The organism is Trinickia sp., assembly GCF_051953405.1.
Taxonomy (GTDB): Bacteria; Pseudomonadota; Gammaproteobacteria; order Burkholderiales; family Burkholderiaceae; genus Trinickia.
In genome coordinates this window covers 1-19,285 of sequence record NZ_JBQCIV010000065.1, presented here as the reverse complement: position 1 = coordinate 19,285, position 19,285 = coordinate 1, and the positions used below count along the sequence as shown (strand labels likewise).

Annotated in this window: 10 protein-coding genes; 4 read left to right on the top strand and 6 right to left on the bottom strand. The window is 63.9% G+C overall.

What is annotated here, in order from left to right:
- Positions 1-387: 387 nt before the first annotated feature.
- The 3 genes from ACTHN9_RS10570 to ACTHN9_RS10560 all read right to left on the bottom strand — a co-directional run bounded on the left by ACTHN9_RS10570 (position 388) and on the right by ACTHN9_RS10560 (position 5,310).
- The gene (locus tag ACTHN9_RS10570; protein ID WP_440536712.1) at positions 388-3,495 is read right to left on the bottom strand and encodes an efflux RND transporter permease subunit; all 3,108 of its coding nucleotides are present in this window, start codon (positions 3,493-3,495) and stop codon (positions 388-390) included.
- Positions 3,492-4,613, bottom strand: coding sequence for an efflux RND transporter periplasmic adaptor subunit (locus ACTHN9_RS10565; RefSeq protein ID WP_440536711.1), 1,122 nt, complete (start codon positions 4,611-4,613; stop codon positions 3,492-3,494). Before ACTHN9_RS10565 ends, ACTHN9_RS10570 begins: the two co-directional genes overlap by 4 nt.
- Before the next feature lie 79 nt (positions 4,614-4,692).
- Entirely contained in the window at positions 4,693-5,310 is a 618-nt protein-coding gene (locus ACTHN9_RS10560) for a TetR/AcrR family transcriptional regulator (RefSeq protein WP_440536710.1), read from the bottom strand.
- Between the two features lie 87 nt (positions 5,311-5,397).
- Here ACTHN9_RS10560 and ACTHN9_RS10555 point away from each other — a divergent pair, with 87 nt between their 5' ends.
- Positions 5,398-6,930, top strand: a complete 1,533-nt coding sequence (locus tag ACTHN9_RS10555) for an efflux transporter outer membrane subunit (RefSeq protein ID WP_440536709.1) — start codon at positions 5,398-5,400, stop codon at positions 6,928-6,930.
- Here the strand turns inward: ACTHN9_RS10555 and ACTHN9_RS10550 are convergent.
- On the bottom strand, positions 6,927-7,328 hold the full coding sequence (locus tag ACTHN9_RS10550; RefSeq protein ID WP_440536708.1) for a hypothetical protein: 402 nt from the start codon (positions 7,326-7,328) through the stop codon (positions 6,927-6,929). The two genes, ACTHN9_RS10555 and ACTHN9_RS10550, sit on opposite strands and share 4 nt — an antisense overlap.
- Between ACTHN9_RS10550 and ACTHN9_RS10545 the strand changes: the two genes are divergently transcribed.
- The 3 genes from ACTHN9_RS10545 to ACTHN9_RS10535 all read left to right on the top strand — a co-directional run bounded on the left by ACTHN9_RS10545 (position 7,285) and on the right by ACTHN9_RS10535 (position 17,940).
- Complete coding sequence (locus ACTHN9_RS10545; RefSeq protein ID WP_440536707.1) at positions 7,285-8,091, top strand: oxidoreductase; 807 nt, start codon at positions 7,285-7,287, stop codon at positions 8,089-8,091. The two genes, ACTHN9_RS10550 and ACTHN9_RS10545, sit on opposite strands and share 44 nt — an antisense overlap.
- Positions 8,092-8,550: 459 nt before the next feature.
- A complete protein-coding gene (locus ACTHN9_RS10540) occupies positions 8,551-11,823 on the top strand; it encodes a hypothetical protein (RefSeq protein ID WP_440536706.1) in 3,273 nt (1,090 codons plus the stop codon).
- A gap of 21 nt (positions 11,824-11,844) precedes the next feature.
- Positions 11,845-17,940 carry a toxin TcdB middle/N-terminal domain-containing protein gene (locus ACTHN9_RS10535; protein WP_440536705.1) on the top strand — a complete coding sequence of 2,032 codons (6,096 nt, stop codon included), beginning with the start codon at positions 11,845-11,847 and terminating at the stop codon, positions 17,938-17,940.
- A gap of 13 nt (positions 17,941-17,953) precedes the next feature.
- Here ACTHN9_RS10535 and ACTHN9_RS10530 read toward each other — a convergent pair whose 3' ends face one another.
- Both ACTHN9_RS10530 and ACTHN9_RS10525 read right to left on the bottom strand, forming a co-directional pair.
- Positions 17,954-18,691, bottom strand: a complete 738-nt coding sequence (locus tag ACTHN9_RS10530; RefSeq protein WP_440536704.1) for an amino acid ABC transporter permease — start codon at positions 18,689-18,691, stop codon at positions 17,954-17,956.
- Positions 18,688-19,285, bottom strand: a 598-nt coding sequence (locus ACTHN9_RS10525; protein WP_440536703.1) for an amino acid ABC transporter permease, incomplete at its 5' end; no start/stop codon positions are given. The genes ACTHN9_RS10525 and ACTHN9_RS10530, both read right to left, overlap by 4 nt.

Below are 19,285 nucleotides of genomic sequence, written 5' to 3'. Positions count from 1 at the left end.
GGTCATTCGACGCCGCCCCGCAGCTAACGAAGAGCAATTCACCTTGCAACTACGGCTCGACATCGCATAACGAAATCTAGCCGACATGCTAAAAGCGCCGCAATAGCGGCGCTTTTTTTTACTTGCTTCTGGGATTTATCCCATGCTTCGTTAGAAGCGCCCTCAATCGACGTATCTCAAGGAACATCGAGACTAGCGAAAACAGCGTTAGCGCAGGGAAAAACCACTGACCCGAGTAATGAAGAAGGGCCCATGCGCCCGCAGCGCAAACAAGCGCCACCAGCACCAACGCCTGAACGCAACGACCTCTTGCTGCCCGTCATCAAACCATCGAGTGCGAACCAAGTATTCATCCCCGCCCCCGCGATACGGGCGCGCATTCGGCAACTACGATGCAACGGCGCCCGCGCTCACGCTGTCCTTCCCGGCAGAGTCAGTGCCTACGACCTCAGGGCGGATCGTGAACCAGATCGAGTACATCGCCGGCAGAAAAACCAAGGTGAGGATCGTCCCGGCAAAAGTCCCGCCGATCAGCGTATAGGCCAAGGTGCCCCAGAACACGGAGTGCGTCAGCGGGATGAAGGCTAGCATCGCGGCGAGCGCGGTCAATATGACGGGTCTAGACCGTTGGATAGTCGCTTCCACCACTGCATGGAAAGGCGTCATCCCTTCGCCGGCGTTGTGCTCGATCTGACCGATCAGGATCAGCGTATTGCGCATCAAGATGCCCGAGAGCGCAATGAGTCCGACGAGCGCGTTGATTCCGAACGGCTGATTGAACAGCAACAACGTGGGAACCACGCCGATCAACCCGAGCGGACTCGTCGCGAATACCATCATCGTGGCGGCGATCGATCGCGTCTGGAAAATGATAATCAGCAACGTCAGCGCAATCATGATCGGGAACAGCGGCACGAGTGCCTTCGTCGCCTTGCCCGACTCTTCGATCGAACCGGCCTCCTCGATCCGGTAACCGTCCGGAAGCTTCGCGATAATCGGCTGCAACTGCTTCATCATTGCGGTGGAGACGTCGGGTGGCTGCAGTCCGTCCGCAATATCGCCCCGCACAGTGATAGTGGGCGTGCGATCGCGCCGGCGCAGGATCGGGTCCTCCATGCGAATGTCGATCTTTCCGACTTGGGACAGCGGAATGCGCTGACCTGCCGCTCCGATCAGGGTGAAGCCGCCGATACGCTGCGGATCCAGCCGGATATCGCCAGCAGAGCGCGCGACCACCTCGACGGAACGAATGTCTTCGCGAACGTTCGTCACCGGCACCCCTGTCAGGAGAAACTGCAACTGCTGTGCGACAGAACTGGACGTCAGCCCCACCGCCGCCAGTCGATCTTGGTCCAAAGTGAAGTGAACGGTCGGAACGAGCGGCCCCCAATCGGTGTTCACTGTCCGCATCATCGAACTCGCACGCATCGTGCCTTCGACCTGGGCGGCGATTGCGCGCAACGTGGCCGCGTCGGGTCCCGTGACTCGGAATGCCACCGGATAGGGGGAGTATGGCCCGAACACCAATTGCGTGACGCGTACCTGCGCACCGGGCGCCAATCCTTCCGCGACCGCTTTGCGCAGGCGGTTTTTGAGCGCCTCGCGCTGTTCCTCATCGTTCGTACGAATCACAATCTTGGCGAAAGACGGGTCGGGAAGCTCCGGCGCCATCGCCAGATAAAAGCGCGGAGCCCCTTGGCCAATGTATGAAGTCACGATTTTGGCCTCGGGCTGCTTCGCCAGCCACGCCTCGACCTTGCCCGTTGCAGCAGACGTTTGCTCGATCGACGTGCCGTAGGGCAGTTGAACTTCCACCATGACTTCCGGGCGATCGGACGTCGGGAAGAATTGCTTCTTCACAACGGCCATTCCCGCCACGGCCACGAAGAACGACGCGACGACGATCCCCGCGACCATCCATTTACGCTGAACCACACGTACGAGGAACCGGCGAAAGCGCTGGTAGTTCGGCGTGTTGTAGATGGCATCATGCCCGCCCTCCACTTTGGGAATGTCGGGCAGCAATTTCACGCCGAGATACGGCGTGAACACGACAGCGACGATCCAAGAAGCGATCAGCGCGATGCCGACGATCCAGAACATATTGCTGGTGTACTCGCCGGCCGTCGATCGGGCAAAGCCGTTCGGCATGAAGCCGACCGCGGTCACCAGCGTGCCCGAGAGCATGGGCGCGGCCGTATGGCTCCACGCATACGCCGACGCTTGAACGCGGCTGTAGCCCTCCTCCATTTTCACGACCATCATCTCGATGGCGATGATGGCGTCATCCACAAGCAGGCCGAGCGCCAGAATCAGCGAACCGAGCGTGATGCGGTCGAAATTCTTCCCCGTTGCGGCCATGACGATGAATACGGCCGCCAAGGTCAACGGCACCGCTGCCGATACGACGACCCCGACGCGCCAGCCCATGCTCGCGAAACTGACGATCATGACGACGAGCAGCGCAACGAAGAACTTGATCATGAATTCGTTGACGGCCGAACGAATGTTGACGGCTTGGTCGGTCACCTTCGTCAAGCTCATCCCCAGCGGCAGGCCTGTGTTGATTTTCGCGACCTCTTTGTCCAGCGCCTGCCCGAGGTTCAATCCATTCCAGCCGTCGCGCATGACGACACCCAGCAGCACTGCCGGTTCGCCGTTGTTGCGAATCTGGAAGGTGGCCGGATCTTCGTAACCGCGCTCGACGGTCGCCACGTCCGAAAGCTTGAGCGTTCTGCCTTGGACGACGATCGGCGTATCGCGGATCTTCTGCAGTTTGTCGAACGCCCCTTCGACTCGGATGAAGACTTGCGAGCCGGCCGTATCGATCGAGCCCGCCGGCGTCAGGACATTCTGGCCGTTCAGCGCCGCGAAAATTTGCTGCGGCGTGACGCCGATCGTCGCGAGCCGATCGTGCGAGAACGAGATGAAGATTCGTTCGGCTTGCTCACCGACAATGTTGACCTTTTTGACCCCTGCCACATGAAGCAGCCGCTGCCGAAGCTTTTCGGCATCTCGTACCAGTAGCCGTTCGGGTTGTCCTTTCGCCTTGAGCGCGAACAACGCAAAGGTCACGTCGGCGTATTCGTCGTTGACGACAGGTCCGATCACGCCCGCCGGCAAATTCCCGGCCTCGTCGGAGAGCTTCTTTCGTGCTTGGTAGAACTGCTCGGGCACTTCGGCGGGCGGTGTGCTGTCGAGCAACGTCACCGTCGTGAACGCGAGCCCCGGGCGCGTATAGGTCTCGGTGCGCTCGTACCAGCGCAATTCCTGCATCCGCTTTTCGAGCGGTTCGGCTACCTGGTCCTGCATCTCCTGCGCGGTGGCTCCGGGCCATGCCGTAATGACTGTCATCGATTTGACGGTAAAAGGCGGATCCTCGGCTCGGCCAAGTTTGAAGAACGCGACGATCCCGGCAACGGAGATCAGGATGATCAGAAAGAGTGTGACGGAGCGCTCGCGAACCGCGAGGGCCGACAAGTTGAATCCGCTCATCGCGTCTCTCCTTGTTGCCCGACCGAGGCTGCGGCAATGCGGTCGTCCGCAAGACGCACCTGCTCGCCTTCGTGCAGCAGTTGCGCGCCAAGCGCGACTACCCGCTCGCCTTCGCGAACGTCGCCCGTGACAGCGGCCGTATCGGCGCCGAGCGCCGCGACGTGAACCTTATGCCAGGACGCATGCGCCGGCGATCCGTCGATCGTCCAGACGCCGGTGCCCGTGCCCGGATCGAACAATGCGCCGACCGGCACCTCCATCGCAGCCTGTGGCTGTCCGGCGTCGCGCGGCAGATCGAGGGTAACGGTCGCCCCTAGCGGCGCGTCCGACAGCGTGCCCCCAAGCACGTATCTCGCCTCGAAGGTGCGGGTCAGACGATCGGCGGAATCCGACAATTGCCGCAACGTAGCGGGCACGCTCTTCTGATTCGCACCGTAAAGCCTCGCCTGCGCAATCGAACCGGGAGACGGGCGAAGCGTTTCGGGAAGTTGCACGATGGCTTCGCGCGGCCCCGCGTGTGCGAGGCGCACAACCACCTGCCCCGCGGTCACGACCTGCCCCGGCTCGGCCAAAGTGTCGACGATGACGCCGTCGGCATCCGCCAGGAGTACCGCATATCCCGAAGCATTGTTCGCCACGTCGGCCTGCGCTTTCGCGGCGGCCAATTGCGCCTTCGCCGAATCGGCCGCTGCCTTGAGCTGTTCGTAGGTCGATACCGACACCGCGCCCGCCGCCACGAGACCGCGATACCGGGCTTCATCGTCGGAGGCTTGCTTGGCGCGTGCCTGAGCGGCATCGACCAATTGCTGCTGCGATCGCGCCTGAAGGCCGAGGTCGACCGGATCGATGCGCATCAAGGGTTGGCCGCGCTTGACCGTCTGGCCCACGTCGACCAAGCGCTCGATCACTTTTCCTTGAACCCGGAAACCGAGATCGCTTTGGACCCGTGCACCAACGATGCCGGTGAACGAGCGGCTTTGCCCCGGGGCGGCTTGGACCACGCTGGTACGCACGAGCGGAGCCTCGGTGCGCGGGTCGGAGACATGCCCGTCACCGCACGCCGCCAGAGCGAGCGAGGCCAGGCTCAATGTGTAAAAGAGATGACGACGCGCAAACATGAGGTCGCTCCTTGCGACGAGTAGGAGCGCTCATTCTTCTACGAGTGACTATTTTAGTCAATGGTCACAAAGAAAAAATTTACGGTGCCAGACTTCTGAGGACGAGACTTGCGAGCTGCATCGTCGCTTCCTCCGCGCCATCGAGGTTGTGCTGGAGCAGCAGCGGGTTGAAGTACGGGTTCATCACCAAGAAGATGGCATTCACCGTTTCGTCGAGCGGCGTCTTGCGCTCGAACTCGCCTGTTTCGCGGCCGAGCCGCACGATGTCCGACACCATTTGGCGGATCTGCTGCTCGTAGCCGTTGACCGAAGGCCACGGGGTGCCCGCCGCCGCGGCTGCAATGTCGTAAAGCTTGCGGTCTTGGAAGAAGAGTTGGCTCCCGGAGACGACCAAAGCCTTGAACATGCGGCGGAATTTCTCGGTTGCGCTGTGGGCGTCCCCCACTGTTCGGTGGACCGCTTCGATGATGGTGGCCAGCCGATTGGCACAAATTACCTCACCAATGGCCTGTTTGGAGTCAAAAAACTTATAGATATAAGCCTTCGAAAAACCAATCGCCTTCGCAAGGTCGGAGACTGTAGTTTTTTCGTAGCCATATCGGCTGAAGTATTCGGTCGCGGCATCGACGATCTGTGCGCGGACTTCGTGCTCCGTGGGACCACGGGACGGCTGGGAGGACGGGGTGGGCGTGTTCATGGCTCAAGCTTAACTTCCGAGAGAGTGATTGACAACTAGTGACCGTATTGTATATTAGTCACACTTCGACCCCTCTCTGGACTCACCATGTTCTCGTATCGACCGGTTCTTCTCTTATTAAGCGCCGCCGTGCTCTCCGCCTGCGCGGTGGGGCCCGACTACCGGCGCCCCGATGTGCCGCTCGCGCAAAGCTACATGAATCGGCCGACGGCTGCGACGAAGGCGACGACCCCCGGCGATCTATCCGCTTGGTGGGAGGGATTCAACGACCCGCTGCTGACGCGTTATGTGTCCACAGCCCTCGCCCAGAATCTGGACCTGGCGCAAGCGGCTGCGCGGATCGATCAGGCTCGTGCGCGCCTGGGCGGCGCGAACGCCGCACTACTGCCTTCGGCGACGGTTTCCGCTTCTGCCGCCAGGGCCTATCAGTCGATCGATACGCCCGAGGGCCGGTTGCTCAATGCAACACCCAATTACCAGCGCCGGGGCAGCGAATACGAGACCGATCTCGAAGCCGGTTGGGAGATCGACATTTTTGGCGGCCTGCGCCGACAGCGCGAAGCTGCACTCGCCGATTATTCGGCTACGCAAGCGTCGGCTGTCGCGACTCGGCTGGCCGTTACGGCCCAGACCGCGGACATTTACGTCACGATCCGTGGCCTGCAGGCGCGCCTCGATATTGCCAACCGGCAGGTGAAAACCCAGCAAGACCTCTTGAGCAGAGTCAAGCTGCTCTTCGCAAGCGGCGCCGCCGCCGACTATCAGGTCCAACAAGCGCAAGGAACACTGGATCAGGTTCAGGCAACGATCCCGATCCTCACTGCCAGCCTCGATGCGGCGACGAATTCGCTGGACGTCATGCTCGGCACCCCGCCCGGTACCCATCGCGCCGAGTTGGCCGTCGCGGCCCCCATCCCGGCCGTGCCGCCCATCTCCGATATGGGCACGCCGGCCGATCTGCTGCAACGACGGCCCGATTTGATCGCGGCCGAACGCCACCTCGCCGCCACGAACGCGCAGATCGGTGCAGCGGTGAGCGAGTACTATCCGAAGCTTTCGCTCAGTGCGATGCTCGGCAGCGCAACTGCCGTCTCGGCCGGCACGCTGTTCACCGGCGGCGCCACGCAGGCGGCGGGGCTCTTGGGATTGCGCTGGCGCTTGTTCGACTTTGGGCGTATCGACGCCGAAGTGGGCGAGGCAAAAGGCAAGGAGGCGGAAGCGCTCGCAGGCTATCGACTCGCTGTTCTGCGCGCCACCGAGGATGTCGAGAATTCGCTGTCGTCGCTCGTGAACCGGCAGGCGCAGACGACGACGCTCGAGCACGCGGTATCGTCGTTGTCCAAAGCGAAGGACGCTTCGACGGCGGCGTACAGTAGCGGCGCGGCCAGCTTCATCGATGTATTGCACGCCGACGAAACCTTGCTTCAGGCTTCCGATGCGAGCGTGCAGGCGCAAACCGAATCGGCTCGCGCAGCGATTGCGACCTTCAAAGCGCTCGGGGGTGGATGGAACGCTCCCATGCATCCGCAGCAGTTGACGTCCGCCGTGATCGACGCGTCTCGTCGGCCACCGATCGATGCGCCTGACGATGTCGCTGTCATCGCGCCGGAGACACACTAAGCCCGCTTGGCTTCGATGAATAAGGCGAGCTGCGCGCCTACGTCGTTTAGGATTTCGCTCGAAAACGACGGATCGATATCGCCAATGGCCCTTGACAGGGCCATCGCCCCCACCATTGCCGCCAGCACGGTCACCGCCTCGGCCCGGCCGTGCTTCTCGTCGCCTGACGACAGCATTGCTCCAACCAGTTCGATATAGCGCTGGATGCCATCGCGAAAGGCTTGACGCGTTCCGGCGGGTTGTCGCCACACCTCGGTAGCGAGCGCGGCATTTTCATTGCTGTTGCAATCAAAAAAGGAGAGGCTGATGCCTCGACTCCCCTCAAGCCGTAACCCCACTGCCGGAGTGCATCCGATGAAGAAGAAAACCGTATTGATTACCGGCGCGTCCTCCGGCATTGGAGAGGCCAGCGCAAGAGCGCTGGCCGCCGCCGGCTACCGCGTATTCGGCGGCGTGCGCAGACTGGATTCCGCCCGCGAGATTCCCGGCGTCGAGTTCGTCAAACTGGACGTGCAGGACGAGGATTCGATCGCAGCCGCGGTCCACGCCGTGCTGCAAAAGACGGGGCGCATCGACATCCTCGTCAACAATGCTGGGGTTGCGCTCGCGGGCCCTGTCGAGGCCACGAGCGACGCGGAGGCAAAGGCACTGTTCGACGTCAACTTGTTTGGCGTTTTGCGCGTCGTCCGGGCGCTCTTGCCTTCGATGCGAAGCCATCGGAGCGGGCTTATCGTCAACGTGAGTTCGGTACTCGGATTCCTGCCGGCCCCTTTCATGGGCCTTTACGCCGCCAGCAAGCACGCACTCGAAGGTCTTTCCGAATCGCTCGATCACGAAGTCCGAGGCTTTGGCATCCGTGTCGTGCTGTTGCAGCCGAGCTTTACGCGCACGAAGCTGGACGCGAACGCGACGAAAACTCAGGCCGTTATCGAAGACTACGCCGCCGCGTTCGCCGGCAGCGTCGAGGCAGTGCGGCAGCAAGTGGCGAGTGCTCCGCCGCCCGAGGATGTAGCGAAGAAACTCTTGGCCGTCATCGAGAGCACCCACCAGCTAAGGCGCCCAGCGGACGGCCGGGCAAAGCTGCTCAGTGTCTTGCGCCGGTTCGCGCCTTTGGGGCAAGTCGATAAGAGTCTAAGGCGCGCCTTCGGCCTACAGGCTTGAATGGCTGCGCCGGTTACTCAAGTGCGAATACTCGCGTCCAATGGAGACTTCGCCGCGCGCAGTTTCGCCGCCCGTAAGGGGGAGCTTCAAAAGTACGCCGCTTACGCACGCCACAAATGGGCAAGCGGTGGCCGATCTGCTCGGGCCGCCGGAAATGCTCTTTGTAATTTCCGCGCGAAAAACACGCATGGAAATTACTTTATTAATCGGAAATGGAATAAATTCGAATCATAAAAAGAACGATCGATCAAATAATACCAACTCGTCTTTTAAATCAAAGATGAATTGACTTAGGAAAATATCCACCTAAAGTACAGCAACCGTGTTTCGACTGGCACGCAAACGTACCTGCCATGTCGCCCACGTTAAAGCTTGCAAGATCAGGCCGGGAGTTCGACCGCGCGGCTGCTCGCCGGCGGTCTAGATGAAACTGAACGCCGTTTTCGGGGGGACGCCACGATGCCTACGCTCACTCAGCGCGTATCGACCTACAGCTTCATCGACCGTCCACCGGTCAATCCACGCGCGGTCGGCACATCGAACACGGACGCTGCGTTGCTCGCAGAGATCGACGCGTTGCTGGCATCGGCCGCCGCTTCGTTCAACGCGCGCGCTTATGCGGACGCGCTCGACGACTACTTCGCATGCGAATCGCTGATCTATGCACAGCTCGATCCGCAATGGGACCCGGAACTCGGGGGCCGCCTGCGCGCCCAGCTACCGCGTGACCCCGCCCTCTTCGACGCGCTGCTCTCCGCAACGTCGCAATGGCTAAACCTCCTGTCTGTGCCGGCACCCGCGAGCCCAGTGCGGCCTGCAACGCCCCCTTCTGCGCAGCAACTCGCCAGCGTTGCCGCGTTGCACGGCGCGGGGCTGATGCCCGTCAGCGCGAATCCAGCCTCGACCGCGCAGGCGCTCGCGGACATGCAGCTCGCGTCGCTCTATTCCGCACAGGGCAACAGTGCGGCAAGCAGCGCCGCCGTGGCACGCGCGAAGTTGCTCGACGCAACAGTCGCAGGGGCGTTCTCGCCGGGCACTATGCAACAACCGAGCATACTTCCGTCGGCCAACCCCAACGTGGCATCGTCTCCATCCCCGACGCTGCATGCCGCGGCGATTACGGCGGGGCCGCTGCGCGGCATCGACCTGTCGCCGACCCCGACGACCTCGCCGATCAAGATCTTGCCGTTTCCGAAGGTGCCGGTCACGCTGCTCGCACAAAGACAGTTAGGACTCCTGACCGGTAGCGGCGCGCAGACGGCCGTCAGGTCAATCCAGTGGGCCTCGAGCGGCAACCCCGATATCGCGTCGATCAAGTCGCTGCTCTACGCGCCGCACGTATCGGCCACGGCCCTACCCGATGCGCTGACGAACGCGAACAGCCTGTGGGAGCGCTCGCTGGTGCTCCCGCACGACTACTTCTACACGATCCCGCTCGCTATCGCGCAGTGCTACCAGGCACTCGGCGACTATGCGAACGCCGAGACCTACTACCTTCAGGCAGCCGGCTACACGTACCTCAACACATCGACCGAGGGGCCGTATGTATGGGTCGCGCTCGCCGGCCTCTATAGCGCATGGGGCGACAGCCTCTATCAGCAAGGCGACCGCGCGGGTGCAACGGCGGTCTATAGCAAAGTGGTAACACCCGGCAGCCCTGCCGCCCCGGCCACGTCGCTTTATCAACTTGCGGGCCTAGCAACCGCCGCGAAAAGCGCGACCGCCCTTTTGCCACAGCTCGCCACGCTTGCGCAATCCGGCGTCGCAGGCGTGTCTGCCGACGACGTCGCAATCGCCACCGTGCTGCTCAAGGTCTATGCAAAGCTCGTGCAAATCGGCGCGGGGCTCGACTACTGGGGCAACTACGCGGCGGCTGTGCCGATCTGGTCGTTCAGCTATCTACAGCAGATTGCGATCAATTTCGCGCAGCTCGCACTACAGGCCGAGAATCAGGTCATCAATTACTGGAATCAGGCAGATCAGGCCACCCTGACGAAGACGGAACTCACGAATCAGGTTGCCCAGGCAAACGGACAAGTAAACGCGGCCGCGCAGCAGCTCGCAGTGGCCCAGGCGCAAGCGCAGGCTTATCAGGCGGGCGTCACGCTCGCGCAGACGCGCGCCACGAACGCCGCAAAAAACGCGCAGGAGTACGGCTCGATCAACGGCCAAGTCATCATCATCCAAGCCACAGGCCAGCAGGTGTCGGGCGGCGATGACGGCGATTACAACGGCGTGAGCGCGATGGCCAACCAGTACCTGTCGGGGCAAACGATTTCGGGCGACTCGGCCACCGTCGCGGCCGCGACCAATCTCGCCGCGAACCGGCTCAGCCAGCAGTTTCAGATCGACAGCATGAACCGGACGACGACCGAAATGCAGCAGGCGGCCGCGCAGGCTCAGGCACAACTGACCGCGGCGAATGCGCAGGTGTCGGCGGCGGGCGCCAATCTTGCCGTTGCGCAGCTCAACGCACAAGCGGCCGCGCAAACACTCGGCGTGTTCGATGCCAACACATTTACGCCGCAGGTCTGGAAGGCGATGGGCGATTTCGTCGACCAGTTCTACGAGCGTTACATGGACATGGCGTTGCGTGCGTCCAAGCTGATGCAGCAGGCCTACAACTTCGAGAACGACACCAACGTGGCATTCATCAAGGCCTCCTATCAAGGCGTGGTCGACGGGCTGCTGGCCGCCGACGCGCTGATGGCCGACATCCAGTCGTTCACCGACGACCTCGTGAACTCGACGCGCGGCAAGAAGCAGTATCTGAAGCAATCGATCTCGCTCGCGAGCCGATACGGCTATCTGTTCGAGACGCAGTTGCGCAAGACAGGATCGATGGCATTCGAGACGACGCTCGACGATTTCGACAGCGCGTATCCGGGTTCGTATCAAGGCCGCATCCGCCGCGTGCTCGTCTCGGTGCAAGGCATCGTTCCGCCGACGGGTATTTCCGGCACGCTCAGTAACAACGGGATATCGTTTTACCGGCTGCCATCCGATGTGGCGACGCCCGCCGCGCCGAGCAAGGCGCGCGTGCAAAGCGCGGAGACGCAGGTCATTTCGGACTACGATCCGCTGCAGGACGCCGTGCTCGCGCCGCCGCTCGATAATCAGACGGGTATCTTCGAAGGCGCGGGCGTCGCGAGCAGTTGGACGTTAAGCCTGCCGCCTGCACTCAACGACATCAACTACGGCACGCTCACCGACGTCGTGCTGACGTTCATCTATGAAGCGCGCTTCGATCCGAGCCTTGTGCAGCCCGTGCTCGCGCAGCTCGCGAGCCGCCCCGGCTATTACAACCGCGAACGCGCAATTCCGCTTGCGTGGCTCTATCCCGACCTGTTCTACGGTTTTCTATCGACGGGGACGCTCACGCTTACCCTATCCGCTGCCGACTTTCCGTTAGACCAGAGCGCGCCGAGCATCACCGCGGTGAGCCTGCTCGTCGCGATGAAGCCTGGCACGAGTGCCGCGAACATCGCCATCGCGCTGAGCGCGCCGGGCAAGGCTGCCGTCTCGGCCCCAACCGATGCGACCGGCGCAATCTCCTCGCAGTCGGCCGGCAGCACCTGGACCGGGGCCGTTGGAGGGTCCGCGCTCGGCGACTGGACACTGACGTTGAGCGCTGCAGCCAACCCTTCGCTTGCGCCCGGCGGCAAACTCGACCTCTCCTCGCTGATCAATCTCGTGCTTGTCATCGATTACGCATTCAAGCCGCGCAGTTGAACCCCATCTAGGAGGCGAGCCGTGGCCAAGACAAGCGGTACCGCCGACGAGATCCTCAACCTCCCTTCGGGCGGCGGATCGGTTGGCGGCGATGGAGGCGATTTCAGCGTCGACCTGAACACCGGCACGGCGACGCTGAAATTCGATCTGACGGTACCGGCCGGTCCGAACGGATTGACGCCGCCCCATACGCTGCAGTATTCGGCGGGTGCGGGCGATGGACCGTTCGGCATGGGCTGGTCGCTGGGCTTGATGACGATCCGCCGCAAGATCGTGCCGGCGTTGGGTGGGGCCGAACCCACGCCGCCCGGTACGTGCACGCTCGTCGGCGTCGGCGAGCTAGTCGACATGGGCGCGCAGCGGTTTCGCCCGATCGTGGATAGCACCGGATTGCTGATCGAATTGAGCGGCGCCGCCTGGACAGTGACCGACAAAAGCGACACCCGGTACACGCTCGGGACGAGCGCGAACGCCCAGATCGGCGACGGCGCGCTGCCGGCGGCCTGGCTCGTCGATCGCTGCACGGACAGTTCCGGCAATGCGATCGCCTATACCTGGCGAACCGATGGCGGCAGCCGCGTGCCTCAGACGATCGAATGGGGCACGTATCGGCTCGCATTCGTCTATGAAAGCCGGCCCGACGTACTCATCGATGGCAGCTACGGCGCACCCGTCAGGCTCGATATGCGTTGCAGCCGGATCGAATTGCACGTGACGACCGAAGCGCAGAGCCTGGTGCGCAGTTGGACGCTGCTGTACGACGACGATGGCGGCCAAGGCCGCTCGCTCCTCGCGACGATACGCGAGCAAGGCCATGCGGCGGACGGCTCGGCGCTGTCCGCACCCGATCGCACCTTCGCCTACTCGAAGCCGGGCACGCCGGCACTCGTGCCGGTAACGGGTTGGACCGCATCGCTGTCGGACCCGGACACCGATCTCGCCGATCTCACCGGCGACGGGCTGCCCGACATCGTCCGTCTCGGCAACGGCATGCCGACGATGCATCCGAATCTCGGCGGCGGTCAGTTCGGCGCGCCGCGGCCGCTTTCGCGTACCGCCGCGCCGCTTAAGCTCTCGTCGCCGTCGGTGGCGTTCGCCGACATGTCGGGTAACGGCAGCGTCGACGTGCTCGTGCTCGGCGAGCGCTTCTCCGGCTATTACCCATTGTCGGCGCCGGGCGGCGCGGCACCGACCGGGTTTGGCCGGCCGATCGTTTTCGAGCGCGCGCCCGCCGTATCGCCCGGCGACGTCAGGCTACGCTTCGTCGATTTGAACGGCGACGGTATCACCGACATCCTGCTAGACACCGGCGGCGGCTGGCTGATGTATCTGCGCGACGGTCCGGCAACGTGGTCGGATGCACCGCGTATGTTGCCGCCCGAGCGTATGCCGCCCGTCTCGCTGGCGGATCCGCATGTCTATCTTGCCGACATGACGGGCAACGGCCTAATGGACGTCGTTCGCGTGACGGGCGGCGGTGTCACCTACTGGCCCGCGCGCGCGGACGGCGGCTGGGACGCGGCCATACCGATGACGCCTTCTCCGGCATTCCCGCGCGATTACGACCCACACCGGCTCGCGCTTTTCGATATCGACGGCGACGGCTGCGCAGATCTCGTCTACGTCGGCCTGCAATCGGTCACGCTGTGGCGCAACGTGGGCGCGACGCGGCTCGCTGCGCCAACGACGATCGCCAGTACGCCGGTCGCGCTGCCGGGCAGCTTCCGGATCGTCGACCTGCTGGGGGCAGGCACGGCGGGCGTGCACTTCCAACTGCCCTCGATAGCGGGTGCGTCGCGCCAGGCCTATCTGGATCTCGGCGGTGGCGCGAAGCCGTATCTGCTGACCGACATCGCGCATGGCGTTGCAGTGAGTACCCACGTGAGCTACCGCACAAGCACGGAGTATGCGCGCGACGATGCGCAGGCGGGCAAGCCATGGCAGACCTATCACCCGTTTCCGATTCAATGCGTCGCCCGCACGGATCAGACCGATCACGGCACGGGTGCCACCACGAGTGTTCGCTACACCTATCACGAGGCGCGCTACGATCCCGCGACGCGCACGTTCCTAGGCTTCGGCCGCGTCGATAGCGATCAGCTCGGCGACGCGTCATGCCCGACGCTGCGCGTCGAAACGACATTTCATCTTGGCCTCGATCCGGCCGATCCGGGCCGGCCGCTCGCCGAAGAGGAAGCGCTGAAACTTGGCGCGCTGCGTCGCAAGCCGCTCACGACCACGACGTACGGGCTCGACGGCTCGGCGCTCGAAGACCGGCCGTATTCGATTGCGCGGCATGCTTACGATGCGCTCGTCGTCGCGTCATCGGTCGACGGCGGCCGGCACATCGCCGTGCCCTACTGCACGACATCGACTGAAGAGCGCTGGGAGCGGCAAAGCGCAATGGTGTCGACGCGCACCGTCGACTATCTCGCGATCACCCCCGAAGGCGACATCACCTCGCAACGCACGCGTGCGCAGCGTGCAGGCGTGGCGACACCCGATCAGGACGTGACGACAACGACGACGCTCGCAACGGGCGGCACGTATCTGAGGCTCCCGGCACGCGTCACGCAGACGGCACCCGATGGCAGCATCGTGTCCGAATCGATCTGCTTCTACGATGGCGACGCGTTCGCGGGGCTGCCCGAGGGCCAAGCGTCGAATGGCCTCGTGACGCGGATAGAGGATCGCGTGTTCGACGATGCCTTCGTTGCCGCAGTCTGGGGAGCGAACCCGCCCGAACTCGCGCAGTACGGCTACCACCGCCTGGCGGGCGATGTCGCCGGCTGGTGGAAGACACGCCGAGCGCATGCGCGCGCCTCGAACGCGAGCGGCCCGACGCTCGCAACGAAGGGGCCCCTCGGGGCGCTGCAGACGTTGCAATACGATGCGAGCGGGCAGCGCGTCGTCAAGGTGATCGACGCGCTCGGCAATAGGGCGTCGGCGACAACTGACGCGCGCGTCTATCAGACGGCGTCGCTCACCGACGCCAACGGCTATCTGACTTCCGACGCGTTCGACGCGCTCGGCCGTGTCGTCGCGACGATCGGCCCGCTCGACTCCGCCGCGATGCCGTCTTTGACGTTCGCGTACACACCCGGCGCGATCTCGACGGTTGCGAGCGCGACGCGCAGCGCGCATGGCGGCAACGAGACGGTACCCGCCGTGACCTGGCTCGACGGCACCGGCAACGTGCTCGGCAAGGGCACGCCCGCTGCGACGGCCGGCCAGTGGGTTGTAACGAACGCAGTGCGCCGCAACGCGCGCGGGATCGTCGCCGCATCTTTTCTGCCCTACACGGCGACGGGCGACGGCTGGCAGCCGCCGCCCGACGGTACGGGCGTCACAGCGTCGACGTACGATGCACTCGGCCGGCTCGTGCAGCTCACGCGGCCGGACGGGCTCGTCGTCGCGAGCCGCCGCGAAGGCGCCACGGTGATCACAAGCGAGACGTGGCCGGGCGGCGCGACCGTCGATGTCGAACGGCAGGTCTACGACGCCGCGGGCCAACTGGTGTCGGTGTCGCGCAACGCCGGCGATCATTGGGTCGAGCAGCGTTACGGCTACGCGCCATCGGGCAAGGTCAGCGATGTGACGCTGCCCGGCGGCGCGCACATCGCCTTTACGCTCGACGCACTCGGTCGCCTCTTCGTGCAGCAAAGCCCAGACACCGGACGCACCGTCTATCTGATCGATGCGTCGGACAATCAGCGCGCCCGCACGAACGCCGCGGGCCAGAGCGTCTACACCGACGTCGATGCGATGAACCGCGTGACAGCCGTCCGTCACGACGCGGAAGCGGCGCCACGGGTGCGCTACGAGTATGTCGACGCGAACGGTGCAGCGCCGGCCGACGGCATCACCGCCAATCGCTTCACGCGGCTGTGGCGCGTCACCGATGAACTCGGCACACTCGTTTTCGAATACGACGAAGCAGGACGCAAGACGTCGACGACACGCACGGTCGCAAGCACGGGGCAGGCCTTCGTCACGCAACGCGCGTACGATGCGCTGGGCCGCACGGCGAGTGTGACGCTGCCGGCCACGGCGCCGGGCGGCAAGGGTCGTACGATCGAGTACGGCTACGGGGCAGACGGGCGGCTCACGAGCGCATCAGGCGTAGTCGATCAAGCGGTGTACGACACGTTCGGACGCATGACGTCGCTGCGCTACGCGAACGGTGCAGCAACGCTGATCGACTACGCCCCCAATGCGGGCGGCATCGCCCGCATGCGCGCGCTCGATGCATCGCAAACGGTGCTGCGCGATACGACGCTCGCGCGTAGCGACGGACTCGTGCAAACGCTTTCGAGCGCATGCCCCGGCGACGACAGCGCCGATTTCGGCTACGACGCGCTGCGCCGGCTGACAAGCGCGAACTATCGTCAAGGGACGACTGCCGGCGATGCACATGGCTGGACCTTCGACGACGCATTCAACGCGACGGCCGTCACCGACGCTGGCGCACTCACCTACGAGGCCGGCACTCATCGGCTTGCCTCGATCGGCGGCGCCGCAGTGGCCTTCGATCCGGCGGGCCGCATGACGGCTGGGCGATTCGGGGCTGCAACCTTCGACGCGGCCGATCACCTCGTTAGCGTGGCGATGCCGAATGCGACGCAGATCGCGCACACGTACGACTACCAGGGGCGCCGCGTGCGCACGACGACGAACGGGGCACAGACGTACTTGAGCCCGACCGAGGACCTCGAATTCCAGGGCGACACGGCGATCGTCTGGATCGCGTTCGGCAGACAGCGGGTGGCAGCCGACGTCGGCGGCACACTGACGTTCGTCCATCCCAATGCGCTCGGCACGATGGATCTTCTCACCGATGCCAAGGGGGCCTACGCCGCGCGTGTGCGGCTGACGCCGTTCGGTTACGCGCGGCCTACCGACGCCCCCGTACCGCCCGGAGAAATCGCGGCCGTTGTGGCGGCGCTCGGGACGACCGACGCAACGGGGCTCGTCTGCCATGGCCTGCGATGGTACGACCCGCGCGTCGGCCAGTTCATCAGCCCCGACCCGGTCGTAACGAGCGTCTACACGGTAGGCGCGTGGAATCCGTACGTCTACTGCCTTGCCAATCCGATCCTGCTCGCGGACCCAAGCGGCGCCAGCTTCTTGAGCGTGCTCGAGATCATCGGCATCGCGGTGCTTGCCGCGGCTTGCGTGGTCGGCGCGATTTTCACGGGGGGCGCGACGCTCGTTGCGCTGGGCGTGATCTCCGCGAACATCGGCGGCTGGTTGCTCGCGGGCGTTGCGCTTGGCAGCCTCGGCGGCGCGATTGCGGGCGAACTTGCCGCGCAAAAGGCAGGCGGCAACCTTTGGGCAGGGGCGTTCCTCGGCGCGTTCCTCGGTGGCGCGACCTCGCTCGCCGGCGGTGCGCTGGGCGGCGCTGCTGCAGCCGGGATCGATACATTGATCGGCGGCACCAAGACGTTCCTGTCGTTCGTTGCGGCAGGCGCGATCCAGGGCACGTTCGCCGGCGCCGGCACGGGGCTCGCCATTGGTTTCGCCGGCGGCAAGGGCAACGCGGAATCGATGTTGATTGCGATGGCAAAGGGCGCGGCGTGGGGGGCGGTGCTCGGCACGCTGCTCGGCGCGGGCATCGGCGCGATCGCAGGCACGGGCATCAGCGGCGCGGGAACTGCCGACAAATTCCTCAACATCGGCGCATTCGGCCAGAAGTTCGCGGATTTCACTAGCACATCGACGGCGATCAATTCGGCCGATAACGCGGCGGGCGTGACCGAATCGCTCGCGCAGTTGTCGATGCCGAACGGCATCAATGCGAGCAATCTGCTGGGCCTACTGCCGAACCTGGTGACGACGAACGAGCAGGCGGCCGGCTGGCTCTCGATCCCGATCTCGTGGCTCGCGCCGGGTGTGCTGAACGACGCCGGGTTTGCGGGGCTCGTCGATACGTCGATGGCACTCGATCAAGGAGGGCTCAGCTACGCGCACCAGATTTCCCTGCTGCTCGGGGCGGCGCCCTACTTCATCGACTACGCGGCGACGATGGCCCAGATCGTCGATGCGAACGGCGTGAACAACTTCGAAATGGCGTTCAATCGAGCGTTCGGGTCCGGGAACCCGAGCAATACCGGGTGAGTCGGGGTGAGTTTCAGCATGGCGGACGGCCTGCCGTTTGCGATCGTAGGGGACGTACGGCGCGCCGTCGGTCTGCCCTTGGCCGCGCAGCGAGCACGCGTGCCGCGCACCATTGCATGGCGGAACATATCAGTAGATAGACGAGCCCAACGAACAGAAAGATCTGCACCGGATACACCATCAGGCGGTTGTTCACCTGGTTGGCGAGAAACGTGAACTCGGGTACGCCGACGATATAAGCCAGCGACGTGTCCTTGATCAACGACACCCATTGATTGAGGAACGAAGGCGCCATCATCCGAACCGCCTGCGGCAGCGAAACGTAGCGCAACGCCTGCCAGCGTGTCATACCCAGCGACAGCGCGGCCTGCACTTGTCCTCGGCCTACTGCCGCAATACCCGCATGTACGGCGTGCGACAGATACGCGCCACCGATCAGCGCCAGCGCACATACGACCGTGGCGAGCCCTGGTACGTCGACGTGTAGCAGCATCGGCATCAGGAAGAATGTCCAGAAGATCAGCATCAGCACTGGAATGGCTCTGAAGAAGCCGACAAGAGCGGTCAGCGCCAGATGCGCGGCACCCCGCGTCATCGACAGTGCGATGCCGCCCGCCAAGCCCACAACGGCGGACAACGCTGCCGATACGACCGCCATCGCGACCGTCAAGGCCACGCCGCCGAGCGGGCCGTCGGGGAACGTGCCGAACAGCAGGTAACGCAGCGTAGGCCCCCATTCGAACGCGCTCATGCGTTGCCCCTGTGCCAGCCGCTTGCATCGCGACGCTTCAGCACGAGCAGCGCAGCTTCGATTGCCGCGATGGTTCCGATGTACAGCACCGTCGCCGCGCCGAACGCCTGGAACGTCTTGAAGGTTTCGGTATCGACCTGGCGCGAGGCATACGACAGTTCCGCAAGACCGATCGCCATGGTGAGCGACGAGTTCTTCACAATGTTCATGTATTGGCCGGCGAGCGGCGGTATAGCAATGCGAATCGCTTGCGGCAGGATCACATGACGGAACACGGCGATCGGTGTCAGCCCGAGTGCCTCCGCGGCCTGATATTGGGCCGGCTTTACGCCGCGTATCCCGGCGCGGAATTCCTCGCCGATGAACGCGGCCGCATAGCAGGTCAGCCCGATCCAGCCCGCTACGAATTCAAAAGACGGCCACGCAAGCGCGACAGGTCCCAACGCAAACCCATGCGCACCGTTGAGCCAACCCATCCAGCTTTGCGGCAACAGCGTGGCCGCGCCGAAGTACCAGAACAGCAGTTGGACGAGCAGCGGCGAATTGCGGAACACGAGCACGTACAACGCAGCCCCGCGCGCAACGGCCCGATTT

Coding starts and splice junctions, on each gene's coding strand:
- ACTHN9_RS10570 (WP_440536712.1), bottom strand. CDS start 3,495: ATGAGCGGATTCAACTTGTCGGCCCTCGCGGTTCGCGAGCGCTCCGTC.
- ACTHN9_RS10565 (WP_440536711.1), bottom strand. CDS start 4,613: ATGTTTGCGCGTCGTCATCTCTTTTACACATTGAGCCTGGCCTCGCTC.
- ACTHN9_RS10560 (WP_440536710.1), bottom strand. CDS start 5,310: ATGAACACGCCCACCCCGTCCTCCCAGCCGTCCCGTGGTCCCACGGAG.
- ACTHN9_RS10555 (WP_440536709.1), top strand. CDS start 5,398: ATGTTCTCGTATCGACCGGTTCTTCTCTTATTAAGCGCCGCCGTGCTC.
- ACTHN9_RS10545 (WP_440536707.1), top strand. CDS start 7,285: ATGAAGAAGAAAACCGTATTGATTACCGGCGCGTCCTCCGGCATTGGA.
- ACTHN9_RS10550 (WP_440536708.1), bottom strand. CDS start 7,328: ATGCCGGAGGACGCGCCGGTAATCAATACGGTTTTCTTCTTCATCGGA.
- ACTHN9_RS10540 (WP_440536706.1), top strand. CDS start 8,551: ATGCCTACGCTCACTCAGCGCGTATCGACCTACAGCTTCATCGACCGT.
- ACTHN9_RS10530 (WP_440536704.1), bottom strand. CDS start 18,691: ATGAGCGCGTTCGAATGGGGGCCTACGCTGCGTTACCTGCTGTTCGGC.